At 63.5% G+C, this 26,501-nt stretch carries 26 protein-coding genes, 1 other RNA gene and 1 pseudogene; 7 read left to right on the plus strand and 21 right to left on the minus strand.

From position 1 onward, the window contains the following. Position 1: 1 nt before the first annotated feature. The 9 genes from mraY to rsmI form a co-directional block, all read right to left on the minus strand. Entirely contained in the window at positions 2–1,084 is a 1,083-nt protein-coding gene (gene mraY, locus RAM80_RS12370; protein WP_416426836.1) for a phospho-N-acetylmuramoyl-pentapeptide-transferase, read from the minus strand. After that, complete coding sequence (locus RAM80_RS12375; protein ID WP_416426837.1) at positions 1,084–2,451, minus strand: UDP-N-acetylmuramoyl-tripeptide--D-alanyl-D-alanine ligase; 1,368 nt, start codon at positions 2,449–2,451, stop codon at positions 1,084–1,086. Before RAM80_RS12375 ends, mraY begins: the two co-directional genes overlap by 1 nt. After that, the gene (locus tag RAM80_RS12380) at positions 2,444–3,907 is read right to left on the minus strand and encodes a UDP-N-acetylmuramoyl-L-alanyl-D-glutamate--2,6-diaminopimelate ligase (RefSeq protein ID WP_416426838.1); all 1,464 of its coding nucleotides are present in this window, start codon (positions 3,905–3,907) and stop codon (positions 2,444–2,446) included. The genes RAM80_RS12375 and RAM80_RS12380 overlap by 8 nt, the downstream gene beginning before the upstream one ends. After that, the gene (locus RAM80_RS12385) at positions 3,907–5,643 is read right to left on the minus strand and encodes a peptidoglycan D,D-transpeptidase FtsI family protein (RefSeq protein ID WP_416427465.1); all 1,737 of its coding nucleotides are present in this window, start codon (positions 5,641–5,643) and stop codon (positions 3,907–3,909) included. Before RAM80_RS12385 ends, RAM80_RS12380 begins: the two co-directional genes overlap by 1 nt. Next, positions 5,643–5,936: a cell division protein FtsL gene (gene ftsL / locus RAM80_RS12390; RefSeq protein ID WP_416426839.1), complete on the minus strand. Its 294-nt coding sequence runs from the start codon at positions 5,934–5,936 to the stop codon at positions 5,643–5,645. The genes RAM80_RS12385 and ftsL overlap by 1 nt, the downstream gene beginning before the upstream one ends. Continuing rightward, positions 5,933–6,880 carry a 16S rRNA (cytosine(1402)-N(4))-methyltransferase RsmH gene (gene rsmH / locus RAM80_RS12395; protein ID WP_416426840.1) on the minus strand — a complete coding sequence of 316 codons (948 nt, stop codon included), beginning with the start codon at positions 6,878–6,880 and terminating at the stop codon, positions 5,933–5,935. Before rsmH ends, ftsL begins: the two co-directional genes overlap by 4 nt. Further along, on the minus strand, positions 6,877–7,332 hold the full coding sequence (gene mraZ / locus RAM80_RS12400; protein ID WP_416426841.1) for a division/cell wall cluster transcriptional repressor MraZ: 456 nt from the start codon (positions 7,330–7,332) through the stop codon (positions 6,877–6,879). Before mraZ ends, rsmH begins: the two co-directional genes overlap by 4 nt. Positions 7,333–7,641: 309 nt before the next feature. Then, positions 7,642–8,001, minus strand: an RNA gene (rnpB, locus tag RAM80_RS12405) — RNase P RNA component class A. Positions 8,002–8,098: 97 nt separating this feature from the next. Continuing rightward, the gene (gene rsmI / locus RAM80_RS12410) at positions 8,099–8,941 is read right to left on the minus strand and encodes a 16S rRNA (cytidine(1402)-2'-O)-methyltransferase (protein ID WP_416426842.1); all 843 of its coding nucleotides are present in this window, start codon (positions 8,939–8,941) and stop codon (positions 8,099–8,101) included. Positions 8,942–9,151: 210 nt separating this feature from the next. Here rsmI and RAM80_RS12415 point away from each other — a divergent pair, with 210 nt between their 5' ends. From RAM80_RS12415 to RAM80_RS12430, 4 genes are all read left to right on the plus strand, one after another. Continuing rightward, the gene (locus RAM80_RS12415) at positions 9,152–10,927 is read left to right on the plus strand and encodes a penicillin-binding protein activator (protein ID WP_416426843.1); all 1,776 of its coding nucleotides are present in this window, start codon (positions 9,152–9,154) and stop codon (positions 10,925–10,927) included. Continuing rightward, a complete protein-coding gene (locus RAM80_RS12420; protein ID WP_416426844.1) occupies positions 10,927–11,298 on the plus strand; it encodes a YraN family protein in 372 nt (123 codons plus the stop codon). The genes RAM80_RS12415 and RAM80_RS12420 overlap by 1 nt, the downstream gene beginning before the upstream one ends. A gap of 131 nt (positions 11,299–11,429) precedes the next feature. Then, the gene (locus RAM80_RS12425; protein ID WP_416426845.1) at positions 11,430–12,023 is read left to right on the plus strand and encodes a phosphoheptose isomerase; all 594 of its coding nucleotides are present in this window, start codon (positions 11,430–11,432) and stop codon (positions 12,021–12,023) included. Continuing rightward, entirely contained in the window at positions 12,020–12,598 is a 579-nt protein-coding gene (locus RAM80_RS12430) for a BON domain-containing protein (RefSeq protein ID WP_416426846.1), read from the plus strand. Before RAM80_RS12425 ends, RAM80_RS12430 begins: the two co-directional genes overlap by 4 nt. A gap of 144 nt (positions 12,599–12,742) precedes the next feature. Here RAM80_RS12430 and RAM80_RS12435 read toward each other — a convergent pair whose 3' ends face one another. From RAM80_RS12435 to rplM, 7 genes are all read right to left on the minus strand, one after another. Continuing rightward, positions 12,743–13,165: a ClpXP protease specificity-enhancing factor gene (locus RAM80_RS12435; protein WP_416426847.1), complete on the minus strand. Its 423-nt coding sequence runs from the start codon at positions 13,163–13,165 to the stop codon at positions 12,743–12,745. Positions 13,166–13,175: 10 nt separating this feature from the next. Next, positions 13,176–13,799: a glutathione S-transferase N-terminal domain-containing protein gene (locus RAM80_RS12440; RefSeq protein ID WP_416426848.1), complete on the minus strand. Its 624-nt coding sequence runs from the start codon at positions 13,797–13,799 to the stop codon at positions 13,176–13,178. A 158-nt stretch (positions 13,800–13,957) separates the two neighbouring features. Then, complete coding sequence (locus RAM80_RS12445) at positions 13,958–14,734, minus strand: cytochrome c1 (protein WP_416426849.1); 777 nt, start codon at positions 14,732–14,734, stop codon at positions 13,958–13,960. Beyond that, entirely contained in the window at positions 14,734–15,945 is a 1,212-nt protein-coding gene (locus RAM80_RS12450) for a cytochrome b (protein ID WP_416426850.1), read from the minus strand. Before RAM80_RS12450 ends, RAM80_RS12445 begins: the two co-directional genes overlap by 1 nt. Beyond that, positions 15,945–16,538, minus strand: coding sequence for a ubiquinol-cytochrome c reductase iron-sulfur subunit (petA, locus tag RAM80_RS12455; protein ID WP_416426851.1), 594 nt, complete (start codon positions 16,536–16,538; stop codon positions 15,945–15,947). The genes RAM80_RS12450 and petA overlap by 1 nt, the downstream gene beginning before the upstream one ends. A 332-nt stretch (positions 16,539–16,870) precedes the next feature. Further along, positions 16,871–17,263 (minus strand): 30S ribosomal protein S9, encoded by a 393-nt coding sequence (gene rpsI / locus RAM80_RS12460; protein ID WP_027976848.1) that lies wholly within the window; start codon positions 17,261–17,263, stop codon positions 16,871–16,873. A gap of 14 nt (positions 17,264–17,277) precedes the next feature. After that, positions 17,278–17,706 carry a 50S ribosomal protein L13 gene (gene rplM, locus RAM80_RS12465; protein ID WP_158155250.1) on the minus strand — a complete coding sequence of 143 codons (429 nt, stop codon included), beginning with the start codon at positions 17,704–17,706 and terminating at the stop codon, positions 17,278–17,280. Positions 17,707–17,954: 248 nt separating this feature from the next. Between rplM and RAM80_RS12470 the strand changes: the two genes are divergently transcribed. Further along, on the plus strand, positions 17,955–18,995 hold the full coding sequence (locus tag RAM80_RS12470) for an NADP(H)-dependent aldo-keto reductase (protein ID WP_416426852.1): 1,041 nt from the start codon (positions 17,955–17,957) through the stop codon (positions 18,993–18,995). Between the two features lie 72 nt (positions 18,996–19,067). On the opposite strand, the gene RAM80_RS12475 is transcribed toward RAM80_RS12470, so the two are convergent. Then, on the minus strand, positions 19,068–20,207 hold the full coding sequence (locus RAM80_RS12475; protein WP_416426853.1) for an acyl-CoA dehydrogenase family protein: 1,140 nt from the start codon (positions 20,205–20,207) through the stop codon (positions 19,068–19,070). Between the two features lie 240 nt (positions 20,208–20,447). Here RAM80_RS12475 and RAM80_RS12480 point away from each other — a divergent pair, with 240 nt between their 5' ends. Next, positions 20,448–21,344 carry a GlxA family transcriptional regulator gene (locus tag RAM80_RS12480; protein ID WP_416427466.1) on the plus strand — a complete coding sequence of 299 codons (897 nt, stop codon included), beginning with the start codon at positions 20,448–20,450 and terminating at the stop codon, positions 21,342–21,344. A gap of 87 nt (positions 21,345–21,431) precedes the next feature. On the opposite strand, the gene zapE is transcribed toward RAM80_RS12480, so the two are convergent. The 3 genes and pseudogenes from zapE to RAM80_RS12495 all read right to left on the minus strand — a co-directional run. Beyond that, positions 21,432–22,526 carry a cell division protein ZapE gene (zapE, locus tag RAM80_RS12485; RefSeq protein WP_416426854.1) on the minus strand — a complete coding sequence of 365 codons (1,095 nt, stop codon included), beginning with the start codon at positions 22,524–22,526 and terminating at the stop codon, positions 21,432–21,434. An 85-nt stretch (positions 22,527–22,611) separates the two neighbouring features. Then, positions 22,612–23,961: a tryptophan--tRNA ligase gene (locus RAM80_RS12490; RefSeq protein ID WP_416426855.1), complete on the minus strand. Its 1,350-nt coding sequence runs from the start codon at positions 23,959–23,961 to the stop codon at positions 22,612–22,614. 24 nt (positions 23,962–23,985) lie between these two features. Continuing rightward, positions 23,986–24,639, minus strand: a pseudogene (locus RAM80_RS12495) (alpha/beta hydrolase); the annotation flags it as partial. A gap of 120 nt (positions 24,640–24,759) precedes the next feature. Between RAM80_RS12495 and RAM80_RS12500 the strand changes: the two are divergent. Then, the gene (locus RAM80_RS12500; RefSeq protein WP_416426856.1) at positions 24,760–25,194 is read left to right on the plus strand and encodes a YhcB family protein; all 435 of its coding nucleotides are present in this window, start codon (positions 24,760–24,762) and stop codon (positions 25,192–25,194) included. Between the two features lie 48 nt (positions 25,195–25,242). Here the strand turns inward: RAM80_RS12500 and RAM80_RS12505 are convergent, their stop codons facing one another. After that, positions 25,243–26,382, minus strand: a complete 1,140-nt coding sequence (locus RAM80_RS12505; RefSeq protein ID WP_416426857.1) for an acyltransferase family protein — start codon at positions 26,380–26,382, stop codon at positions 25,243–25,245. Positions 26,383–26,501: the final 119 nt, after the last annotated feature.

Raw genomic sequence — 26,501 nt, forward strand, 5'->3', positions numbered from 1 at the left:
TCTACCTCAGTTTCAGGGTGGCAAGGCCGATCAGCACGAGGATCACGGTGATGATCCAGAAGCGGACGATCACGCGCGGCTCGGGCCAGCCCTTGAGTTCAAAGTGGTGGTGGATAGGTGCCATGCGGAACACGCGGCGACCGGTCAGTTTGAAAGAGGCCACCTGAATGACCACTGACAGGGTCTCCATCACGAACACGCCACCCATGATGAACAGCACGATTTCCTGGCGCACGATGACGGCGATGGTGCCCAGGGCAGCGCCCAGGGCCAGCGCACCAACGTCACCCATGAAGACCTGGGCCGGGTAGGTGTTGAACCACAGGAAGCCCAGGCCGGCACCGATCAGCGCGCCACAGAACACGATCAGCTCGCCCGCGCCCGGCACGTACGGGATCAGCAGGTAGTCGGCGAATTTCACGTTGCCCGACAGGTAGCAGAAGATGCCCAGGGCACCGCCTACCATCACCGTCGGCATGATCGCCAGGCCGTCCAGGCCATCGGTGAGGTTCACCGCGTTGCTGGAGCCGACGATCACGAAGTAGGTGAGGATGATGAAGCCCACGCCCAGGTAGATGCTGGCGTCCTTGAACATCGGGATGATCAGGGTGGTTTCCACGGCGCTTGGCGCGGTGGCGTACAGGAAGATCGCCGCGCCCAGGCCGAATACCGACTGCCAGAAATACTTCCAGCGGCTAGGCAGGCCGCGCGAGTTCTTCTCGATCACCTTGCGGTAGTCGTCCACCCAGCCGATGCCGCCGAACAGCAGGGTCACCAGCAGCACGGTCCACACGTAGCGGTTGGTCAGGTCGGCCCACAGCAGGGTGCTGATGCCGATGGCCGACAGGATCAGGGCGCCGCCCATGGTCGGGGTGCCGGACTTGGACAGGTGCGATTGCGGGCCGTCGTTACGCACGGCCTGGCCGATCTGACGAATCTGCAGGGTACGAATCATCCAGGGGCCCAGGAACAGGGCCAGCGACAGCGCGGTCAGCACACCCAGGATCCCGCGCAGGGTCAGGTACTGGAAGACCGCGAAGCCTTTGTAGAACTGTTGCAGATACTCCGCCAGCAGCAGCAGCATTAATGTTTCTCCCCGCTGGAACCGCACAAGGCCGCCACGACGTTTTCCATCGCAGCGCTGCGCGAACCCTTGATCAAAATAGTGGTGTTCTTGCCTTTCTCGGCGCCAAGCGCAGCGATCAGGTCAAGTTGTGTGCCGAAATGGCGAGCATTGGTACCGAACGCATTCACTGCGTGAACCATGTTCGGGCCCACGGCGTACAGGGTGTCGACCTTGCCGAGGGCGTATTCGCCCACTTGCCGATGCCCCTCTTCCGCCCATTGCCCCAATTCGCCGATGTCCCCGAGCACCAGGACGGTGCGTCCGGAAAAGCCGGCGAGTATATCAATGGCCGCGCACATTGAGGTGGGGTTTGCGTTGTATGTATCGTCAATTACACGCACGCCGCTCGGCGCGATCTGCGCCACGGTGCGGCCCTTGACCGGCTGCACGCTTTCCAGGCCACGGGCGATGTCGCCGATGGCCAGACCAAAGGCATGGGCGGCGGCCGCGGCGGCCAGGGCGTTCTGCACGTTGTGGGTGCCCAGCAGGTTCAGCTGGACCCGCGCCGTGCCTTGCAGGCCGTGCAGATTGAAGCTCGGGCAGCCGCGTTCATCGGCCTGGATGTCGCTGGCGTGGAAATCGGCTGCCGTGTTGGTCAGGGCGAAGCTGAGCACGCGGCGCTGGCCGGCACGGGTGTGCCAGATGCCGTAGGCCTTGTCGTCCAGGTTGAGCACCGCAGTGCCGTCGGCGGCCAGGCCGTCGATGATTTCGCCCTTGGCCTCGACGATCTTCTCCGGCCCGCCGAACTCACCCACGTGGGCGGTGCCGGCGTTGTTGAGGATGGCCACGTGGGGCTGGGTCAGGCCCACGGTGTAGGCGATCTCGCCCAGGCGCGAGGCGCCCAGCTCGATGACCGCGGCGGTGTGCTGCGGGGCCAGTTCGAGCAGGGTCAGCGGCGCGCCCAGGTCGTTGTTCAGGTTGCCACGGGTGGCCAGGACATCGCCCTGGGTGCGCAGGATGCCGGCCAGCAGCTCCTTGACCGTGGTCTTGCCGCTGGAACCGGTGATAGCGGCGACAGGACGGTTGAAACGGGCACGGTTCAGCGCGCCCAGTTGGCCCAGCGCCACGCGGCAATCAGCCACCACCAGTTGCGGCAGGTCGACGCCGGCCACTTCACGCTCCACCAGCGCGGCGACCGCGCCCTTGGCGGCGACGTCGGCCAGGTAGTCATGGCCGTCGAAACGCGGGCCGGTCAGTGCCACGAACAACTGGCCGGCGACGATGGCGCGGCTGTCGATGCTGACACCGTTGAATTCCACATCCTGGCCATGCAAACGCGCAGCCAGCGGCTTGAGCAGTTCTGCCAGGGACATGGGCTTAAGCATGGTCCACCTCCCAGGTAGCCAGGGCCTTGGCGGCCTCCTCCAGATCGGAGAACGCCAGGCGCTGGCCGTTGATTTCCTGATAATCCTCGTGCCCCTTGCCGGCCAGCACGATCACGTCGTCGGCATTGGCCTTGGCGATGAGCTGGGCAATGGCCGGGCCACGCCCCGAGACGAACTCGACCCGGGCAGCAGCGCTGAAACCGGGGCGAATGTCGGCAAAGATCTGCAGCGGGTCTTCGCTGCGCGGGTTGTCGTCGGTGACCAGCACGCGGTCGGCCAGGCGCTCGGCCACTTCGGCCATGAGCGGGCGCTTGCCACGGTCACGGTCGCCGCCACAGCCGAACAGGCACACCAGCTCGCCCTTGGCGTGCGGGCGCAGGGCCAGCAGCACTTTGTCCAGGGCGTCGGGGGTGTGGGCGTAATCGACCACCACCAGCGGCTGCTTGCCACCGCCCAGGCGCTGCATGCGCCCCAGGGGGCCTTCCAGCTGCGGCATCACCTTGAGGATGTCATCCAGCGGGTAATCCAGCGCCAGCAGCGTGCCGACCGCGGCCAGCACGTTGCTGAGGTTGAAACGCCCCAGCAGGCGGCTGCGCAGCACGTGCTCGCCCTGGGCAGTGACCAGGGTGGCGCGCACGCCATGGTCGTCGAACTCGGCTTCGCGGCAATACAGGGTGGCCGCCGGGTCCAGCAGGCTGTAGGTGATCAGCCGCGACTCATGGGCTTCCTCGGCCAGGGTGCTGCCGAAGGCATCATCCAGGTTCAGCACCCGGCAGCGCAGGCCGGTCCAGCCAAACAGCTTGGCTTTGGCGGCAGCGTAGGCCTGCATGCTGCCGTGGTAGTCCAGGTGGTCGCGGCTGAGGTTGGTCAGCACCGCCACGTCGAACGCCAGGGCGGCCACGCGGCCTTGGTCCAGGGCGTGGGACGACACTTCCATGGCCACGGCCTTGGCGCCGGCCTTCTTCAGGTCGGCCAGGGTCGCCTGCACGGCGATCGGGTCGGGCGTGGTCAGGCGGCCGCTTTGCAGGGCTTCGTAGAAGCCGGTGCCCAGGGTGCCGATCAGGCCGCAGCGCTGGCCCAGCAGGTCCAGGGCCTGGGCCACCAGTTGGGTGACGCTGGTCTTGCCGTTGGTGCCAGTGACACCCACCACGTTGAGCAGGCGGCTCGGGTCGCCGTAGAAGCGCCCGGCAATGTCGGACAGCTGGCGCACCAGGCCCTTGACCGGAATCAGCGGCACGTCGGTGATCGGCAGCACGGTGGCGCCGTCCACTTCATAAGCCACGGCGGCAGCGCCACGGCCCAGGGCGTCGGCGATGTGCGCACGGCCATCGACCTTGGCCCCTGGCACGGCCAGGAACAGGTCGCCGGGGCGCACGCTGCGGCTGTCCAGCGCCAGCTCGCGGATCAATGGATCGCGGTTGGCCTGGGCGAAAATCTTGCTCAGCGGCATGCTCATCAGCCACGCCCTCCCTTGCTGGCCGCAGGCTGGGCCTGGGCTGTTTCCTGCGGGGTGCTCGGCAGGTTGTCGGGGGTCACGTTCATCAGCCGCAGCGTGCCGGACATGACCTTGCTGAACACCGGTGCCGATACCAGGCCACCGAAGTAACCGGCCTTGCTCGGTTCGTCGATGACCACGACGATGGCGTAGCGCGGGTCGCTGAGCGGGCCGAAGCCGGCGAACAGCGAACGGTAGGCGTTCTCGGTGTAGCCACGCGAACCGATGGTGGCCTTACGGGCGGTACCCGACTTGCCGGCCACGTGGTAGCCCGGCACCCGCGCACGGTAGACGCCGCGCGAGTCCTCGATCACTTCCTTCATCATGCCTTGCAGGGTCTTGGCCACCTGCTCTGGCATCACCCGCGTGGCCGCCGGCTTGCCGTCGACCTTGAGGATGCTCAGCGGCACGATCTCGCCGTCGTTGGCGATGGCCGAATAGGCGTGCACCAGCTGCAGCGCGGTCACCGACAGGCCGTAGCCGTAGGACAGGGTCGCGGTCTCGGCCTTTTTCCAGTCGCGGTGGTTGGGCAGGTTGCCCACGCGCTCGCCCGGGAAGCCCAGGCCGGTGTATTGGCCAAGGCCCACGGCCGACATGGCACGGAAGATGTTCTCGCCGCCGACGTCGAAGGCCACCTTGCTCATGCCCACGTTACTGGAGTTGATCAGGATGCCGGTGAGGTCGAGGATCGGGCCCTCGGTCTTGGTCACGTCTTTAATGGTGTAGCGGCCGATCTGCAGGCTGCCGGGGTACACCTCGACCTTGTCGGTCGGCTTCCAGCGCCCGGTCTCCAGGGCCGCGCTCATGGAGATCGGCTTCATGGTCGAGCCGGGCTCGAACACGTCGGTGATCGCCCGGTTGCGCATGGACGCCGGGAACATGGTCTTGCGGTTGTTCGGGTTGTAGGTGGGCTGGTTGACCATGGCCAGCACTTCGCCGGTCTTCACGTCCATGATCACCAGGCTGCCCGCCTTGGCCTCGTTCTCGACGATGGCGTTGCGCAGCTCGCGGCTGGCCAGGTATTGCAGGCGCAGGTCGATCGACAGGGTCAGGGTCTTGCCCGCCTTGGCGTTCTTGGTGACCTGCACGTCCTTGATCAGGCGGCCGCGGCGGTCCTTGATGACCTGGCGCTTGCCCGGCACGCCGGCCAGCCAGTCTTCGTACGCCAGCTCCACGCCCTCGCGGCCGTGGTCGTCCAGGTCGGTGAAGCCGACCATGTGCGCGGTCACGTCACCGGCGGGGTAGAAACGACGAAATTCCTCGATGCCGTAGACACCAGGAACCTTGAGGTCGAGCACGGTCTGGCCCTGCTCCGGCGTAAGGCCGCGCACCAGGTAGATGAATTCCTTGGTGGCCTGGGCGTCGAGGCGCGTCGACAGCTCCTTGGGGTCCTGCCCCAGGGCTGCTGCCAGTGCCGGCCATTTGCTCTTGTCCGCCTGCATCTCCTTGGGGTTGGCCCACAAGGTGGTGACCGGCGTACTGACGGCCAACGGCTCGCCGTTGCGGTCGGTGATCAGGCCGCGGTGCGCAGGAATGGGAATGTGCCGCACGCTGCGGGCATCGCCCTGGCCCTTGAGGAAATCATGGTCGATGACCTGCAGGTCGACGATGCGCCACACGATCGCGCCCACCATGATGCCCAGCAAGGCCACGAGCACCCGGAAACGCCACGGGTACAGGGCGCCGTCGAGCTTCATCATGGCGTCACCATCTTGATTTCGGCGGCGTCGGGAATACGCATTTTCAGTTGGCCGCTGGCCAGCGCCTCGATGCGGCTATGGGCGGTCCAGGTGCTTTGCTCCAGGATCAGCCGGCCCCACTCGGCCTGCGCCTTGTCGCGCTCGCTCAACTCGTTGTACAGGCTGTTGAGCAGCTGACGGTTGAGGTGCGCGCTATAGGACACGGCGATCGCCGACACCAGCACGGCAATGAACAGCAGCAGCATCAGGAAGCTGCCGCCCGGCAAAGGCTTGGCGTAGAGCTTGCTCACCGCAGCTTCTCCGCCACGCGCATGACCGCGCTGCGCGAGCGCGGGTTGGCCTTGAGCTCGGCTTCGGAAGCGAACTGGGCCTTGCCGTGAACCTTGATTTTCGGCTCGAACGCCTGGAAGCGCACGGGCAGGTTGCGCGGCAGGTTGTCGGCCTCGCCCTTGGCGAGCTTGCGCATGAACAGCTTGACGATGCGGTCTTCCAGCGAGTGGAAGCTGATGACCACCAGGCGGCCGCCGATTTCCAGCGACTCCAGCGCGGCTTCAAGGCCCGCCTCCAGGTCAGCCAGCTCGTTGTTGACGTGGATACGCAGGCCCTGGAAGGCACGGGTAGCCGGGTTCTTGCCCTTTTCCCAGGCAGGGTTGGCGACCTTCAGCACTTCGGCCAGGTCGGCGGTGCGCTCGAACGGCTTGATTTCACGGCGTGCGACCACGGCATTGGCCATGCGCTTGGCGAAGCGCTCTTCGCCGTATTCCTTGAACACGCGGGCAATTTCTTCGGCCGGGGCGTTGGCGATGAACTCGGCGGCGCTGACGCCGCGGCTTGGGTCCATGCGCATGTCCAGCGGGCCGTCGTTCATGAAGCTGAAGCCGCGCTCGGGGTCGTCCAGCTGGGGCGAAGACACACCCAGGTCCAGCAGCACGCCGTTGACCTTGCCGGCCAGGCCTTGGCTAGCAATTTCGCTACCCATTTCCGCAAAACTGCGCTGCACAATGACAAAGCGGCCGTCTTCGGCCGCCAGCGCTTGCCCCGTGGCAATCGCTTGTGGGTCCTTGTCGAAGCCCAGCAATCGGCCGTCCGGCCCCAGGTGCTTGAGGATCAACCGGCTGTGACCACCCCGCCCGAAGGTACCGTCCACATAGCAGCCATCGCCCTGTATGGCGAGAGCCTCGACGGCTTCGTCAAGCAATACGGTGATGTGGTTAAAGCCGCTATCTATAGTCACAGAATCAAATCACGCAGTTCATCAGGCATGGCGCCCGGTTGTTGAATAGCTGCCAGGTCCGCATCAGCAAGCGCGTTCCAGGCATCCTCGTCCCACAGTTGAAACTTGTTCAGCTGGCCTACCAGCATCACTTTCTTGTCCAGCTTCGCGTACTCGCGCAGGCGCGGCGGAACCAGAAAACGCCCGCTGCCGTCGAGCTCCAGGTCAACCGCATTACCAATCAGCAACCTTTGCAGACGGCGGTTTTCTTCCCGGAGCGACGGCAGCGCGCGCAGCTTTGTTTCAATTAATTCCCATTCGTCCAGCGGGTACACACACAGGCAGCGGTCGACGGCGTCGATGGTCACGATCAACTGGCCATTGGAGCGCGAAACCAGCTCGTCACGGTACCGGCTCGGCATGGCGAGACGGCCCTTTGCATCGAGACTGATGGCATTAGCTCCGCGAAACACAGAGGCGCTTCCCCAAGATTTAGTTTTTCGTGCCTAAAAACCCACTTTGTGCCACTTTCCGCCACTTGCGCACACTATAGGAATGCGCCCACACCACCGTCAAGGCACGCTCGTAAGGAAAACCCTTACAGATCGGCGATTTAGGTGACAAAAGGAAAGAGATGGGCTAAATCGAGGGAAACGCGGGGGTATAAAGCCAAGTTAACTCAAGGGTCTACGCGTCAAACTTAAAGTGATTTATTAAGAGTAAGATTTTTTCGGTATTACCAGGGCCGCTTCTGCTATTGATTGATGCAGAAGGGAAAAGAGGTGGAGAGTCGATCTGTAAGCCGGGTTCTGTCGAGGACAGTCATTCCTCTACGATGGCCATCACTGGACACCTTTAGCAACCTACCCGGTTCCAACGCGGGCCGCGCCATGTGGAACCCTATTTGGTCTTGCTCCGAGTGGGGTTTGCCTAGCCACGAACTGTTACCAGACGTGCGGTGCGCTCTTACCGCACCTTTTCACCCTTACCGGCGCCGAAACGCTTAGGCGGTTATTTTCTGTGGCACTTTCCGTAGGCTCACGCCTCCCAGGTGTTACCTGGCACTCCGCCCTATGGAGCCCGGACTTTCCTCCCCCCGCTTTTGCGGAACAAAAGCAGGCAGCGACTGTCCAATCGACTCTCCGCCGACAAGGTTACGGAATAGCTAGGCCAGCTGCAAGCTTTAAGCTTCAAGCTGCGCGCTTGAGTGCCTGTCTTGCAGCTTGCCCCTCACAGCTTTCAGCTGCTTTTCTGCCGCTCCAACGCCACCTGGTACAGCACATTCTTGCGCGCCCCGGTAATTTCCGCCGCCAACGCCGCCGCGCGCTTGAGGGGCATCTCCTTGAGCAGCAGATCCAGCACGCGCATCACCTCGGCGCTCACCACCTCGTCACTTTCGGGCGGCGTCCAGCCTGCCACCAGCACCACGCACTCGCCGCGCTGCTGGTTGCTGTCGCTTTCCACGAAGGCACGCAGCTCGGCCAGCGGCAGGCCCTTGAGGGTCTCGAAGGTCTTGGTCAGTTCGCGCGCCAGCAGTGCCGGGCGCTCGGGGCCGAACACCAGCTCCATGTCCTGCAGGCATTCCAGGATACGGTGCGGGGCTTCATAGAAGATCAGCGTGCGCGGCTCTTCGCGCACCTGCTCCAGGCGCGAGCGACGGCCGACGGTCTTGGCCGGCAGGAAGCCTTCGAAAATGAAACGGTCGGACGGCAGGCCGGCCGCCGACAGCGCCGCGATCAGCGCGCAGGGGCCGGGCACCGGCACTACCGGGATACCCGCGGCGCGCACCTGGCGCACCAGGTGGTAGCCAGGGTCGGAGATCAGCGGCGTGCCGGCGTCGGAGATCAGCGCCACGCTCTCGCCCGCCAGCAGCTTGTCGAGGAAGCGCCCGCCCTCGTCGCGCTCGTTGTGCTCGTGGCACGCGGCCAGCGGCGTGTTGATGCCGAAGTGCTGCAGCAGGCGGATCGAATGGCGGGTGTCCTCGGCGGCGATCAGCGCCACGTCGTTGAGGATCTTCAACGCCCGAGCGCTCATGTCGTCCAGGTTACCGATGGGCGTGGCCACCACATAAAGTGTTCCCATCGCGGAATTCGAAGCACCTGGAGCAGTCACAGCACACACCTGTCGTTGGCAAAAGCGGCATTGTAGCGCGCCCTTTCGCCCAGCGGCCAAAAAGCCCGCGGTAAAACCCTGAATGACCTTTGATGCGCCTTTCACGCCAGTGACATCGCACCGGGGGCCGTGCTTGGGTACAATTGCGGGCCTAACCGATCGAGTATCAGGAAGATATACATGACAGCTTGCCTGCGGCTGCTCTCAGCCCTATGCCTTGCCGCCCTGTTGGCGGCCTGCGCCAGCGCGCCTTCCAACAGCCTCGGCGAACTGCCGCGTACGCCTGACGCCACCATCGAGCAACTGCTCGGCCAGGCAGCCTCGGCCAAGACCCCGGCCGATGCCGCCGTGCTGCGCCTGAGCGCCGCCGACCTCGCCTACCGCCAGCACGCCAACCAGCGTGCCGCGCAGATCCTGGCACAGGTGCAGGTCGAGCAGCTCAACGTGGGCCAGCAGATCATCGCCAGCACCCTGGCGGCCGAGCTGGCCCTGGCCCGCAACCAGCCGAAAGAGGCCCTGGCCGCGCTCAACCACCCCAGCCTGCAGCGCCTGAACGAGGCCTCGGTCGAGCAACAGGTACGCACCCACACCGTGCGCGCCCGCGCCCTGGAAGCTGATGGCCAGACCCTGCCAGCCGCCCAGGAACGCGTGTTCATTGGCCCGCTGCTGACCGGCGACGCTGCCGCAGCCAACAATGACGCCATCTGGGCCCTGGTCAGCAGCCTGCCCGTCGACCAACTGCAATCCACCGGCACCGACGACCTGGCCGGCTGGCAGAGCCTGGCCCTGGCGGTAAAAAGCGCCGGCACCCTGGACCAGCAGAAAGCCGCCATCGACAACTGGCGCAGCACCCACCCCGACCACCCTGCGGCCAAGCAATTGCCGGTGGCGCTGGTGAAGCTCAAGGAGCTGACCAGCCAGCCGCTGACCAAGATCGCCCTGCTGCTGCCCCAGCAAGGCCAGCTGGCCTCGGTGGGCAAGGCCCTGCGTGACGGCTTCATGGCCGCCTACTACCAGGCCCAGCAGGCCGGGCAAAAGCCACCGGTAGTGGAAGTGTTCGACAGCTCCCGCGTGACCTCCATGGATGACTTCTACCGCCAGGCCCAGGCCGCCGGCGCGCAGCTGGTGGTCGGCCCGCTGGAGAAACCGCTGGTGAAACAACTGGCCGGTCGCCCGCAACTGCCCATCACCACCCTGGCGCTCAACTACAGCGACGGCACCCAGGCCAACCCGCCACAACTGTTCCAGTTCGGCCTCGCCGCCGAGGACGAGGCCCGCGAGGTCTCCCGTCGCGCCCGTGCCGATGGCCTGCATCGTGCCGTGGCCCTGGTGCCGCGCGGCGAGTGGGGCGACCGCGTGCTGGCCGCCTTCCGCCAGGACTTCGAAGCCAACGGCGGCCAGCTGCTGGGCTCCCAGCGCGTTGACCAGCCCGTGGCCCTAGCCCAGCAGATCGGCGACCTGATGCAGGCTCGCCAGGGTGGCAACGGCAGCAACGGCTCGCGTCGCCAGGACGTCGACTTCATCTTCCTGGCCTCCACCCCGCAACTGGCCCAGCAGATCAAGCCGACGCTGAACTTCCAATACGCCGGTGACGTGCCGGTGTACGCGACGTCCAACGTCTACAGTGCCAGCGGTGACCAGGCCCAGTACAACGACATGAACGGCGTGCGCTTCTGTGAAACCCCTTGGCTGCTGGACAACAGCAACCCGCTGCGCCAGCAGGTGGTGCACCAGTGGCCCCAGGCCGGTGGCAGCCTTGGCCGCCTGTACGCCATGGGTGCCGACGCCTTTGGCCTGGCCCCGCGCCTGGCGCAGTTGAAAGCGCTGCCGGACAACCGCCTGCAAGGCCTGTCGGGCAACCTGAGCATCAACGCCGGCCAGCGCATCGAGCGCCAGCTGCCGTGGGCCCAGTTCGCCAATGGCCAGGTGCAGCGCCTGCCGGACACTGTGCAGTAATGCTCGCCAGCTCGCCGCGCCAGGCCGGCCAGGAGGCCGAAGCGCAAGCCCTCGCACACCTGCAGCAGCAGGGTTTGCAGGTGCTTGCGCGCAACTGGCTGTGTAAAGGCGGCGAGCTTGATCTGGTCATGCTTGATGGCGATACAGTAGTATTCGTCGAAGTTCGTTACCGCCTGCACGCACAATGGGGTGGCGCGCTCGAAAGTATCGACGCGCGCAAGCGTGCCAGAGTGGTCAATGCCGCACATTCGTTCCTGCACCAGGAAGCACGCTGGGCCAACCACCCATGCCGCTTCGACGTGATCGCCCTGGAAGGCACCGCCAGCAAGGATATGCGCCTGAACTGGCTACGCAACGCCTTCGACAGCTGACCAGGCCATCGTGAGCGCTGCCGTTTACCCCCTTATTCCAACGTTTTTTGCTCTTTGCTTTGCGGGCTGCACATTCATGTGCCGGGACGCTGAACAGCGCCCGACCAGCCGCCCTAATTAAGGTCACACTGATGGACATGCAATCCCGAATTCGCCAGCTTTTCCAGGCCAGTATCGATACCAAGCAACAGGCGATGGAAGTCCTTGCACCGCACATCGAGCAAGCCAGCCAGGTCATGGTCAACGCGCTGCTCAACGAAGGCAAGATGCTGTCCTGCGGCAACGGCGGCTCGGCCGGCGACGCCCAGCACTTCTCCTCGGAGCTGCTCAACCGCTTCGAGCGCGAGCGCCCGAGCCTGCCGGCCATTGCCCTGACCACCGACAGCTCGACCATCACCTCGATTGCCAACGACTACAGTTACAACGAAGTGTTCTCCAAGCAGATCCGCGCCCTGGGCCAGCCCGGCGACGTGCTGTTGGCGATCTCCACCAGCGGCAATTCCGCCAACATCATCCAGGCGATCCAGGCCGCACATGACCGCGAAATGGTTGTCGTAGCCCTGACCGGCCGCGACGGTGGCGGCATGGCCTCGCTGCTGCTGCCCGAGGACGTGGAGATTCGCGTCCCGGCCCACGTCACCGCACGCATCCAGGAAGTCCACCTGCTGGCGATCCACTGCCTATGCGACCTGATCGACAGCCAACTGTTCGGGAGTGAAGAATGACCCCTAATCGCCTTGGCCTGATGGCCTTGACCCTGTGCCTGAGCCTGACCGGCTGCAGCTCGTTCCTGACCGCTACCCGCGACAAGCCGATCGAGGATGACCGCGGCACCCGCACCTTCGGCAGCAAGATCGACGATTCGCTGATCGAGACCAAGGTGTCGGTGAACGTGGCCAAGGCCAGCCCTGACCTGGACCAGAACTCGCACATCATCGTCAGCAGCTTCAACGGTGTGGTGCTGCTGGCCGGCCAGACCCCGCGCGCCGACCTCAAGGCCATGGCCGAACAGGCCGCCGCCGGCGTGCAGCGCGTCAAGCGCGTGCACAACGAACTGCAGGTGATGGCGCCCTCCTCGATCCTGGCACGCAACAACGACGCCTGGCTGACCACCAAGATCAAGACCCAGATGCTGGCCGACGCCAGCATCCCCGGCTCGCGCATCAAGGTGATCACCGAGAACGGCATCGTCTACATGCTGGGCCTGGTGACCCAGAAGGAAGCCGCACAGGCAGCCTCGCTGGTGCAGGGCGTGGGTGGCGTGCAGAAGATCGTGAAGCTGTTCGAATACATCGATTGACCGCCTGTAGCCGCTGCCGCCAGGCTGCGCTGGCCCTGTGCCTCACTGAAGATCCTCAGGGTTCACGCCGGCCAGCGCAGCCTGGCGGCAGCGGCTACAGATCCTGGCACAAAAAAAGGCGATCCAACTGGATCGCCTTTTTTGTTACTTGACCACCTTCAAGCTAGGCCGCCCTGCCGGGCGTTGCGGTCGGCCGCCATCGGGCGGCAGGTCATCGTCGCTGCCATCGAGCACGACTTCTTCTTCCTCGGCCAGCGATGGCTCCAGGTCGAAGACCATGCCCTGGCCGTTTTCCCGGGCATAGACGCCCAGGATAGCGCCGATCGGCACGTAGAGCGTGTGCGCAACGCCGCCGAAGCGACCTTCGAAGCTGACCGCGTCGTTATCCATGTGCAGGTGGCGCACGGCACTGGGCGACACATTGAGGACGATCTGGCCATCACTTGCAAAGCCCTTGGGGACCTGCACCGAACGGTGTTCGGAATTGACCAGCATGTGGGGCGTGCAATCGTTATCCACGATCCACTCGTAGAGTGCACGTACAAGGTACGGACGACTGGAGTTCATCAACGGCTCCTTAAACCGGGCGCATTTCACGTTCAGCGGCCGAGAGGCTAGCCTGGAAGGCCTCGCGGGCGAACTGACGTTCCATATAGTCCAGCAGCGGCTTTGCAGGCCGCGGCAATTCGATACCCAGCACTGGCAAGCGCCAGAGTATGGGCAGTAGACAGCAATCAACCAGACTTTGCTCCTCACTGAGGAAGAAAGGCTTGTCGGCAAACAGGGGCGAAACGCCCGTCAGGCTCTCACGCAGCTCCTTGCGGGCCTGTACACGCGCCGGTTCCTTGGTGCGCGCGTCGAGAATCAGGTCCACCAACCCGCACCAGTCGCGCTGGATCCGGTGGATCAGCAGGCGGCTGTTGGCCCGCGCCACCGGGTACACCGGCAGCAGCGGCGGATGCGGGTAACGCTCATCCAGATATTCCATCACCACGGTGGATTCGTACAGCGCCAAATCCCGATCGACCAGCGTCGGCAGGCTGCCGTACGGGTTCACTTCGATCAGCTTGGCCGGCTGCGAACCTGCCGCCACACTGATGATCTCGGCGCTTACACCCTTCTCGGCGAGAACGATGCGCACCCGGTGAGAATAGTGGTCAGCGGGGTCGGAGTAACAGGCCAACCGGTTGGTCACGCCCATGGCGGTCCTCCTCGCGTATAAAAAACATGAATAACACAAAAACGAGCGCGCCCCTGAAGCACTCCCTCGGCGAAGGTGGCTGGAACGGCTTCCAGCTTCGCCATGCAACGGAGTCGCCAAAGGGGCGCGCGCATTTAACAGCAGATCTTACCGCATATTCAATGAACGTCTTTCCAGTATTCACGTTTGAGCAGGTAAGCAAAGATGAACAAAACCGCCAGGTACAGCAGCACGTACGTGCCGATTCGCTCGGCCTGCAGCTTGTTGGGGTTGGCCGAGTACGCCAGGAAGGTCACCAGGTTCTTGATCTTCTCGTCGAACTGCTCGGGCGTCAGGCTGCCGGTTTTCGGTAGCAGGGTCAGCTGGTCACAGGCCTCGTGGGTCAGCGGCGCGCCGGTGAGCGGGTCGTACTGCTTCTTGCCGTCGGTGACCACCTGCACCTGCTTGCAGCCGATCACCTGGCGGCCCTGCAGGCCGCCCAGCACGTTGGGCATGCCGACGTTGGGGAACACGGCGTTGTTGACGCCCCAGGGCCGCGCAGGGTCCTCGTAGAACGAGCGCAGGTAGCCGTAGAGCCAGTCGGTGCCACGCACCCGCGCCACCAGCGTCAGGTCCGGCGGCGCCGCGCCGAACCAGGCCTTGGCGTCGGCGGGCTGCATGCCGATGGTCATGTGGTCGCCGATCTTGGCGCCGGTGAACACCAGCTTCTGCAGCATCAGGTCGTGGGGAATGCCCAAGTCATCGGCGACACGCTCGTAGCGCTGGAACTTGGCGCTGTGGCAGCCCATGCAGTAGTTGGCGAAGGTGCGGGCGCCGTCCTGCATGGCGGGCTTGTCGGCCAGGTCGATGTCGACCTTCTCCAGCTCCGGGCCTTCGGCAGCCAGGGTCAACGCGGGCAGCAACGCAAGAATGAATACCGCTAATAATTTTTTCATCAGCCAGTCACCCTTTCCGGTACCGGTTTGGTCTTCTCGAAGCGGGTGTAGAACGGCATAAGGATGAAATAGGCGAAATACAGCACCGTGCACACCTGGGACACCAACGTTCGCTCCGGCGTCGGTGGTTGCACGCCCAGGTAGCCCAGGGTCATGAACGACACGCAGAACAACGTCAGGGCCACGCGGCTGACCCAGCCCTTGTAGCGCATGGACTTCACCGGGCTGCGGTCCAGCCAGGGCAGCACGAACAGCACCGCAATGGCGGCGCCCATGGACATCACCCCCAGCAGTTTGTCGGGCACCGCGCGCAAGATCGCGTAGAACGGCGTGAAGTACCACACCGGGGCGATGTGCTCGGGCGTCTTGAAGGCGTTGGCTTGCTCGAAGTTGGGTTTTTCCAGGAAATAGCCGCCCATTTCCGGGAAGAAGAACACGATGGAACAGAACACGAACAGGAACACCACCACGCCGACAATGTCCTTCACCGTGTAGTACGGGTGGAAGGCAATGCCGTCCAGGGGCACGCCGTTTTCGTCCTTGAGCTTCTTGATTTCGATGCCGTCGGGGTTGTTGGAGCCCACCTCGTGCAGCGCCAGGATATGCAACACCACCAGGCCCAGGATGACGATGGGCAAGGCAATCACGTGCAGGGCGAAGAAGCGGTTCAGGGTGATGCCGGAAATCAGGTAGTCGCCGCGAATCCACTGGGTCAGGTCATTGCCGATCACCGGAATGGCGCCGAACAGCGAGATGATCACCTGCGCCCCCCAGTACGACATCTGCCCCCACGGCAGCAGGTAGCCCATGAAGGCCTCGGCCATCAGCGCCAGGTAGATGAGCATGCCGAAGATCCACACCAGCTCCCTGGGCTTCTTGTAGGAGCCGTACAGCAGGCCGCGGAACATGTGCAGATACACCACGATAAAGAACGCCGAAGCGCCCGTGGAGTGCAGGTAGCGCAGGATCCAGCCGTAGGACACGTCGCGCATGATGTACTCGACCGAGGCGAACGCCTCCTCCGCCGAGGGCGTGAAGCTCATGGTCAGCCACACGCCGGTGATGATCTGGTTGACCAGCACCAGCAGCGCCAGCGAGCCGAAGAAATAGAAGAAATTGAAGTTTTTCGGGGCGTAGTATTTGGTGAGGTGCTCTTCCCACATTTTTGTCGCGGGGAAGCGGGCATCCACCCAGGCCATGAACTTGCTCATCACGCTTTCTCCTGATCGACGCCGATGACAATCACATCGTCCGACTCGTAAGAGTGCGGCGGCACCGCCAGGTTGAGCGGTGCGGGCTGGGACTTGTAGACGCGACCGGCGAGGTCATAGTGGGAACCGTGGCAAGGGCAGAAATAGCCCCCCACCCAATCCTTGCCCAGGTCGGCCGGGGCCACCTCGGGGCGGAAAGTCGGTGAGCAGCCCAGGTGCGTGCAGATGCCGATCAAAATCAGCACCTGCGGCTTGATGGAGCGCAGCTTGGGGTCGACATAGGCAGGCTGGGTCGAGTTCTTGGACTCGGGGTCGGAGAGACGGTCTTCGATCTTGCCCAGGTTGGCGATGATCTCGTCGGTGCGGCGCACCACGAACACCGGCTGGCCACGCCATTCGGCAATCACCTGCTGGCCGGGCTCCACCTTGCTGATGTTGAACTTGACTGGAGCCCCCGCCGCCTTGGCCTTGGCACTGGGAAACCAAGACCCCACGAACGGGACCGCAGCCCCTACCGCTCCTGCTGCGCCGACCACGGACGTGGCCGCTACGAGGAAGCGACGCCGGCCTGCATTCACGCCGTCATTGCTCATTCAGTCCTCTCCCATCAGCTTGGTGGCCTGTTGCAACAGGCATCTACATTGTTGGTTCCATCCAGCCAGGCCCGGTCAGCCTGAAAATCTGCCGAATGGTAGTTAAAAGCCCATACATAGACAAGGGAAATACCCGCGGCAAACGACTGCGCCCCCGGCCTTGCGCGGCGTGCGCAGGTGCAGCAAGCCGCTGCACAAAAACTTCGCACCCCACGTCACTCATCGTAGTCGCTGGCGAAGGCCCACGACTGTCACCGTAGTCTAGCCGACATAAAAAAAGCCCGGTTCCAAAGGAACCGGGCTTTTTTTGAACGGAGTCGCGAAGCTTTGAATTAACGCTTCGAGTACTGCGGACGCTTACGCGCTTTACGCAGACCGACTTTCTTACGTTCAACTTCACGAGCGTCACGAGTCACGTAGCCTGCTTTACGCAGGGCGCTACGCAGGGTCTCGTCGTATTGCATCAGAGCACGGGTGATACCGTGACGGATTGCACCGGCTTGACCGCTGACACCACCACCGATAACGGTGACGTAGATGTCGAACTTCTCGGTGGTCTCGGTCAGTTCCAGCGGCTGACGAACTACCATGCGGGCAGTTTCACGGCCGAAGAAAGTGTCCAGAGAACGGTTGTTGATGGAGATGTTGCCAGTACCCGGACGCAGGAAAACGCGTGCGGTAGCGGTCTTGCGACGGCCAGTGCCGTAATTTTGAGTCGCCGACATAATGAACTATTCCGTTAAATCTTCAGTTCTTGGGGCTGCTGAGCAGTATGAGGGTGAGCAGCGCCCGCATAGACTTTCAGCTTACGGTACATGTCGCGACCCAGCGGGTTCTTCGGCAGCATGCCTTTTACCGCGGTCTCGATCACGCGCTCAGGGGCTTTGGCGATCAGCTTCTGGAAGTTGATCGACTTGATGCCGCCCGGGAAACCGGAGTGGGAGTAGTACATTTTGTCAGTGGTCTTGGCGCCAGTGACACGAACCTGCTCAGCGTTGATGACGACGATGTAGTCACCGGTGTCAACGTGAGGGGTGTATTCTGGTTTGTGCTTGCCACGCAGACGGCTCGCGATCTCAGTAGCCAGACGACCCAGGGTCTGACCAGCAGCATCAACGACGAACCAGTCGCGTTTTACTGTTTCCGGTTTAGCAGTAAAAGTTTTCATTCTTTATAGCCTCGAAGGCCGTCCAGCAAAAAGAGACGGCAGATCTTACTGAATAGTGCGTACTTTGACAAGTCAAAGGCAGCCGGATACAGACGCTATCGGGGGCTCGGGTCAGCGCGTCCAATATACGGCAAGATTCTTCGGCGAGCGGCGCATCACTTCCACTGCAGAGAGAGGGGGCGAATTATCCAGATTGCGAAAAAAATATCAACCTGCTTTTATGATTCCTTTGCCTTGAGGAGACGCAGATGGATTATCGCCGACTGGGACGCACCGACATCAAGGTCAGCGCCCTGTGCCTGGGCACCATGACCTGGGGCGAGCAGAACACCGAGGCAGAGGGCTTCGCGCAGATCGAGCGGGCCAAGCAGGCGGGCATCAATTTCATCGACACGGCGGAAATGTACCCCGTGCCCCCCCGTCCGGAAACCTACGCGGCCACCGAAAAAGTCATTGGCAACTATTTCAAAAGCCGCGGCGATCGCGCCGACTGGGTGCTGGCCAGCAAAATCGCCGGCCCCGGCAACGGCATCGCGCACATCCGCGACGGCCAGCTGCGCCACAACCGCCAGCACATCGTGCAGGCCCTGGACGCCAGCCTCAAGCGCCTGCAGACCGACTGGATCGACCTGTACCAACTGCACTGGCCCGAGCGCAGCACCAACTTCTTCGGCAAGCTGGGCTACCAGCACACCCAGGACGAGCTGATCACGCCGCTGGAAGAAACCCTGGAAGCGCTGGACGAGCAGGTGAAGGCCGGCAAGATCCGCCACATCGGCCTGTCCAACGAAACGCCGTGGGGCACCATGAAGTTCCTGCAACTGGCCGAGAGCCGTGGCTGGCCGCGGGCTGTGTCGATCCAGAACCCCTACAACCTGCTCAACCGCAGCTTCGAGGTGGGCCTGGCGGAAGTCGCCATCCGCGAACAGTGCGGCCTGCTGGCCTATTCGCCGATGGCCTTCGGCATGCTCTCGGGCAAGTTCGAGAACGGCGCCAGGCCGGCCAACGCGCGCCTGACCCTGTTCAGCCGCTTCAGCCGCTATTCCAACCCGCAGAGCGTGGCCGCCTGCAGCCGCTACGTGGCGCTGGCTCGCGAACACGGCCTGGACCCGGCGCAGATGGCCCTGGCGTTCGTCACCCAGCAGCCGTTCGTGACCAGCAACATCATTGGCGCCACCTCGCTGGAGCAGCTGGACGCCAACATCGCCAGCTTCGACCTGAAGCTGAGCGACGCGGTGCTGGAAGGCATCGAGGCGATTCACAAGGACCAGCCCAACCCGGCGCCTTGATGGCCCTGACGCGGCCTGCGGCCGCTGCTACGAAGCCCGTAGCAGCGGCCGCAGGCCGCGTCCCCAGCCTCCTCAAATCACCGAACGGGCAATGATCTCCTTCATGATTTCATTGGTCCCGGCATAAATGCGCTGCACCCGCGCATCCGCCCACGCCCGGGCAATCGGGTATTCCCACATGAAGCCGTAGCCGCCGTGCAACTGCACGCATTCGTCGAGCACCTTGCACTGCAGGTCCGAGCCCCAGTACTTGGTCATCGCTGCCGTGGGCACGTCCAGCTCGCCCTTGAGGTGCAGCTCCAGGCAGCGGTCGATGAACACCCGGCCGATCTGCACTTCGGTGGCAATCTCCGCCAGCTTGAAGCGAGTGTTCTGGAAGTCGGTGATGGCCTTGCCGAACGCCTTGCGGTCGCGGGTGTAGTCCAGGGTCCATTGCAGCGCCGCCTCGGCCGAGGACACCGCGCCGATGGCCACGGTCAGGCGCTCCTGGGGCAGCTCCTGCATCAGGTAGGCGAAGCCCTGGCCAACCTGGCCCAGCAGGTTGTCCTTGGGAATGCGCACGTTGTGGAAGAACAGCTCGGAGGTGTCCTGGGCCTTCATGCCCACCTTCTCCAGGCGCTTGCCTTTGTCGAAGCCCGGGGTGCCCGCCTCCACCACGAACAGGCTGGTGCCCTTGGCGCCGGCCTTGGGGTCGGTCTTGGCCACCACTATGACCAGGTCGGCGAGCAAGCCGTTGGTGATGAACGTCTTGGAGCCGTTGATCACGTACTCGTCGCCGTCCAGCACCGCCGTGGTCTTCACCCCTTGCAGGTCGGAACCGGCGCCCGGCTCGGTCATGGCAATGGCGCTCACCAACTCGCCGCTGACCAGGCGCGGCAGGTATTTGTGCTTCAGGGTCTCGCTGCCGTAGTGAAGGATATAGGGCGCGACGATGTCGGAATGCAGCGAGAAGCCAATGCCGCTCAGGCCCAGGCGGCTGATCTCTTCGATCACCACTGCGCTGTAGAGAAAGTCGGCGCCCATGCCGCCGTATTCCTCGGGGATGTGCGAGCACAACAGCCCCGCATCGCCGGCCTTGTTCCACAACTGGCGGTCGATGTGGCCCTGTTTCTCCCACTGGGCGTGAAAGGGCGCGGCTTCTTTCTCGAAGAACTTGCGCACGCTGGTGCGAAACAGTTCGTGGTCGGAGCTGAACACTGTCCTAGGAATCATCCTACACCTCTCGCTGAGCAATCCATGGTAGATAGCTGAGACTAAGCGCGGCGGCATGTATCGGCACTGGACACAAACGCCAAAAAATAAGACGATCCAGCCGCTTATTGACCACTATCCCTTATAAGAATAATGAACATGATGTTTACCCCGAATACCCCGTCCCTGCGGCGCGTGAGCATTCTGGCCATCGACAAGGTGTTCGCCTCGACGCTGATGCATGCCAAGGATTTTTTCCACCTGGCAGGCCTGCGCCACGGCAAACAGATGGGCCAGGGCCTGACGTCGCTGTTCGAAACCCGCCTGATCAGCCCCGACGGCCAACCCGTGATTACCTTCAGCGGCGTACAGGTGCCCGTGGACGGCACCCTGGAAGACGCCGACATCATCGTGCTACCCGCCTTCTGGGATGACTTCGACGCCCTGTGCCTGCGCTACCCGCAGGTGCTGCCGTGGCTGCGCGCCCAGCACGCCCGTGGCGCGGTGCTGTGCGGCGAGGCCAGCGGCGTGTTCTGGCTGGCCGAGGCCGGCCTGCTGGACGGCAAGGAGGCCACCACCTACTGGCGCTTCTTCGGCCAGTTCGCCGAGCGCTTCCCCCAGGTGATGCTCAACCAGGACAAGCACCTCACCGACGCCGACAACCTGTACTGCGCCGCCGGCACCACATCGGCCTGCGACCTGTACATTTATTTGATAGAGCGCTTCTGCGGCGCCAGCGTCGCCCAGGCGGTGTCGCGCGACATCCTCTACGAGGTGCAGCGCAACTACACACCGGGGCGCATGGGTTTTGGCGGGCAGAAACTGCACCAGGACCTGATCATTCTGCAGATCCAGCAGTGGCTGGAGGAGCACTTCGCCGACAAGTTCCGCTTCGAGGACGTGGCGCGCGAGCATGGCATGAGCATCCGCAACTTCATGCGCAGGTTCCAGAACGCCACGGGCGACAAGCCGCTGCACTACCTGCAGCGGCTGCGCATCGAAACGGCGAAGGGTTTGCTGTCGGGCTCGCGCAAGAGCATCAAGACCATCAGCTATGAGGTGGGCTACGACGACGCGAGCTTCTTCGCCCGCCTGTTCCGCCAGCACACGGCGCTGTCGCCGAACCAGTACCGGCAGCAGTTCCTGCAAGAAGCCTGACCCAGGCCCGTAGCAGCTGCCGCCAGGCTGCGTCCGGCGTTATACGGAGGCGTTGCCGGACGCGGCCTGACGGCCGCTGCTACGGGTTCAGGGCTTGTGTGCGCGCGACAGGAATTCGTGCGACTGCATTTCCAGCAGGCGGCTGAGGGTGCGCTGGAACTCGAACATCAGGCGGCCGCCGGTGTACAGGTCTTTCAGCTCGACTTCGGCCGAGATGATCAGCTTCACGTTGCGGTCGTAGAACTCGTCGACCATGTTGATGAAGCGCCGGGCGATGTCGTCGGTGGCCACGCCCATCTGCTCCACGCCGCTGAGCAGCACGGCATGGAAGATCTTGCCCAGTTCGATGTAGTCGTTCTGGCTACGCGGGCCGTCGCACAGTTCGCGGAAGTCGAACCAGGCCACGTCGTCACAGGTCTTGAGCGCGCGAATCTCGCGGTTCTCGATCATCAACACGTCGTTTTCCACCGCCGCGGTGCATTCCGGGGTCAGCGCCTTGAAGCTCTTGCGCAGGCTTTCCGCCGCCGCCTCGTTGAGCGGGTAGTGGAACAGCTCGGCTTGCTCCAGGTGGCGCAGGCGGTAGTCCACGCCGCTGTCGACGTTGACGATCTCGGTGTTCTGCTTGATCAGGGCGATGGCCGGCAGGAAGCGCGCGCGCTGCAGGCCGTCCTTGTACAGGCCGTCCGGGACGATGTTGGACGTGGCCACCAGGGTCACGCCGTTCTTGAACAGCTCTTCCATCAGCGTGCCGAGGATCATGGCGTCGGTAATGTCAGAGACGAAGAATTCGTCGAAGCAGATGACCCGGGCTTCGTCGGAGAAGCGCTTGGCGATCACCGTCAGCGGGTTTTTCTCACCCTTGAGGGTGCGCATTTCTTCGTGCACGCGCTTCATGAAGCGGTGGAAGTGGGTACGCACCTTTTCCTTGAACGGCAGCGCCTCGAAGAAGGTGTCCACCAGGTAGGTCTTGCCCCGCCCTACGCCGCCCCAGAAGTACAGGCCCTTGACCAGGGTCGGCTCTTTCTTGCCGAACAGCTTGCCGAAAAGGCCCGGCTTGCTGTCATGCGCCGCGATCAGGTCGTCGTACAGACGCTGCAGGTGACGCACCGCGGTTTCCTGCGCAGCATCATGGAAGAACTCGGGGCGTTTGAGGTCAGCTTGATATCGTTCTAGAGGCGTCATATTCGTTAGCAGGGCAACAAAAACGGGCCGTCACTGTAACGACGCCCCCGGGTTATGGCAATTAGACTTGCGACAGTTGGTCGCATTAGTCCTGTTGGGGCTGCAAGGCCACGCGCAGGGCCTCTACCGCGGCATCACGGGCAGCGCTGTCGGCGAAGGCGGGGCTGTCGCCCACGCAGGCGTCATCCAGCCACAGGGTGAAGCCATTGCCTTCGCTGCGCACGTCCAGCGCCGCACCGCTTTGCAGCTGCTTGCTGACCTGGCCGGCGGCCTTGCCATCGGCGAAGGTGCGCGACAGCAGCAGTTGCTCGCCATCGGCGCCCAGCAGGCGGAAGCGGAAGCTGCCGTCCTCGTCGCGGAAGCTGACGAAGCGCGCGGCCTTGGCGGCCTTCTTCTTGGTGGCAGTGGCGACCTGCGCGTGCTCGCGGAACGAACGCAGGCCCACGGCTTCGCGCAGTTCACCAAGGAACGGCGTGGCCACCTTGCGGGCCTTGGCGGCGCCGGCCAGCAGGATGTCTTCCAGGTCGGCCGGGCGGGCGATGAACTGGTGGTATTTCTCGCGGGCTTCGCCCAGTTCGTTGTCCAGCAGGGTGAACAGGCGGCTCTTGGCCTCGCCCCAGCCCAGGCCCTGCAGCAGTTCTTCGCGGAACTCGGCCTGTTGCGCCGGGGTGGCGAAGGCCTGGTACAGGGTGAACAGGTGGGAGTTGTCCGGATCCTTGGCCTCGCCCGGCGCGCGGGAGTCGGTGACGATGCGCGAGATGGCGTCCTTCATGTCCTTGGCGCTGGTGAACAACGGGATGGTGTTGTCGTAGCTCTTGGACATCTTGCGCCCGTCCAGGCCCGGCAAGGTGGCCACGCTTTCCTCGATCAGCGCCTCGGGCATCACGAAGTACTCGCGGCCCTGGCCGAACAGGTGGTTGAAGCGCTGGCCGATGTCACGGGCCATTTCCACGTGCTGGATCTGGTCACGACCCACCGGCACCTGGTGGGCGTTGAACATCAGGATGTCGGCGGCCATCAGCACCGGGTAGCTGAACAGGCCCATGGTGATGCCGGCGTCCGGGTCTTCGCCGGCTTCCACGTTCTTGTCCACCGAGGCCTTGTAGGCGTGGGCGCGGTTGAGCAGGCCCTTGCCGGCCACGCAGGTCAGCAGCCAGGTCAGCTCGGGGATCTCGGGAATATCGGACTGGCGGTAGAAGGTCACACGGTCCACGTCCAGGCCGGAAGCCAGCCAGGTGGCGGCGATTTCCAGGCGCGAGCGCTGGATGCGCAGCGGGTCGTCGCACTTGATCAGCGCGTGGTAGTCGGCCAGGAAGTAGAACGAATCGGCATCGCTCTGGCGGCTGGCGACGATGGCCGGGCGGATGGCACCGGCGTAGTTGCCCAGGTGCGGCGTGCCAGTGGTGGTGATACCGGTCAGGATACGTGTGGTCATGGGCTAATTCTTGTCTGTCTGCAATCAGTTCGAAAGGCGTGGCAGGACCAGATCTTTCAGGTCGGTCAGCTTGCCATGAAAAAAGTGTCCGCATTCTGCCACTTTCAGCAGCTCATGGGGACGTTGCAGCTGCTCGGACCAGGCATACACCAGGGCCGGGTCCACCACTTCGTCGGTTTCGGGCTGGATCACGGTCAACGTGCCGCCCAACGGCAGGCTATGCTCCGGCGTCAGGCGCATCACCGCTGGCGCCACCATGAACAGGCGCTGCACGCTCTGCCCCGCCGCTTCCAGGCGCCCACCCAGGCCGGCGGCCACGAAGCCGCCGAAGGAGAAGCCCAGCAGCGTCAGTGGCAGCTCGGGGTGCTGGCTGCGCAACCAGGCGGCGGCGGCCTGGGCGTCATCGATTTCGCCGCTGCCCATGTCGTGGCTGCCGGCGCTGGCGCCCACGCCACGGTAATTGAAACGCAAGGTAACAAAGCCGGCGTCACGCGCCGTGCGCTGCAGGGTCGAGATAACCTTGTTGAGCATGGTGCCACCCTGCACCGGGTTGGGGTGGCAGACCAGCGCAATACCGCGCGCGTCGGGGGTATCCAGGTACAGCGCCTCGAGCTGGCCCTGCGGGCCATCGATGAAAACGGGGGTTTCGCGGATCAGCAAGGGTACACTCCGTGACCTCGAAAGGGGTCGACTCGTCTAGTCGAAGGATTCTGTCTGAAATATTTGCGATTGCTCGCGGTATACAGCGCAGGTTAGAGCCGTTAACGTAAAGCAAAGCCGTTTATAGAGGAAGGACTCGTGGAACACTCGCTCTTAGTTTGGTTGTTGCCGACAATCGCCCTCGTCGTGGGTGTCGTGATTGGCCTGGTCGTCGCCCGCCTCGTGCCCAATGCCGCTCCCAGCAGCACTCAGCGCCAGCTGGACGAGATCCAGGAACGCTTCGACAGCTACCAGAATGACGTGGTCACCCACTTCAACACAACGGCTTCGCTGGTCAAGAAAATGACCCAGAGCTATCAGGAAGTGCAGGAGCATCTCGCCGAGGGCGCCAACCAGCTGGCCCTGGACGAACTGACCCGCCAACGCCTGCTGGCGGCCCTGCACGCTGAAAGTGCCGGCCCCCGCGAACGCCTCACCCCACCGCGCGACGCCGAGCCGCCCCGCGACTACGCGCCCAAGGCGCCTAACTCGCCCGGCATGCTGGACGAGCAGTACGGGCTCAAGCGCAAGTAAGCGCCGCCAGCCAAAAAGGAGCCTCGCGGCTCCTTTTTTATGCGCCTGCTACACCTGCGCCGGGCGCACCCCCTTGTGTGATCCCTGCCGCATGAACGGCCGTTCGACTCCCCAGTAGGTCGCCACACCCAGGATTGCGGCGCCCCACAGCACAAGCGGAAGGTACCAGGCAAAGCTGAAAAAGGTCCCCGCCTGAAAATCATGGACCGCCAGCACATTGAAAAGGGTGTAGATCAGAATGCCGTGCAGCAGGTAGATACTGAAACTTGCCTCGCCCAGGACCTTCAAGCCGCGGTGCTCCAGCAGCCCCCCAAGACTGTTGCCCAGCACGAACATACAAAACGGCCCCGCCAGCAGGATCATCTGCGCGGCAGAATAGGGTTCCAAGCTCATACAAAGCATCACAGCGAGCAACGCAACCAGCGTAAAGGGCCACTTTGTGTAGTCGACCGGGGCGCGTCTCAGGCGGTGCTCCAGCAGCGCGACGGCGATACCAGCCACGAACAGCTTGAGATAGCGAGCGTCGAACTGGGTGGCATACATCGCCCATAACGCCGCGAGCCCCAGCACTGAAACCGCTACCGCAACCAGTGCCAGGCGGCGCTGAAGCAGGCAGTACAGCAGCGGCAACGCCACGTAGAACATTGCTTCATACTGCAGCGTCCACTGCACCCCAGCGTTGATGACCCAGCTACCCTGCACACCATTGATCGGGGCCGCCAGGAAAACCAGCCAGTGGCCGAGGGCTCGGACATTGCCCATGAACGAAGCTGGCTGGTCGCCTGGCTGCAGAAAGGCAATGGCCGCGACCAGTGCGACACTGACCAGGTACATCGGAAATATCCGCCGTACCCGCGAAACGAAAATGGCCCGCCAGGCAGGCACACCCCGGCTTACCTTGCTTCCAAACAGGTAGCCAGTGATCATGAAGAACAGCGAGACGGGCACTGCGCCAAAGTTGTTGATCACGCGGCTGTCGGTCATCTGCCACAGCGACGTGGTGTGCCAGTAGTAGCTGACGGTGAGGTGGTAGACCACCACCGCCGTGGCCAGGATCCCCCGCAGCCCGTCCAGCGATGAAACACGGTGCTGGGACTCGGGAGCCAGGACGGGCAGCCGGCTCGCCACGCCACAAAAAAGGATTATCGCCGCCACATACAGTGTTATCAGCGTCAATGTTTGCATCATGAGCGTTGTAATTATCCAGAATCGGTCAGCAGGAGGCAGCATCGAGCCGCCGGGATGAGACGATCAAGTATGTGCCTGGGCACACCGCCTGTCGCGGATAAATAGCCTGGCGACCGAAG

Origin of the sequence: Pseudomonas sp. App30, assembly GCF_047947025.1 — a bacterium.
In the GTDB taxonomy this organism is placed as follows: domain Bacteria; phylum Pseudomonadota; class Gammaproteobacteria; order Pseudomonadales; family Pseudomonadaceae; genus Aquipseudomonas.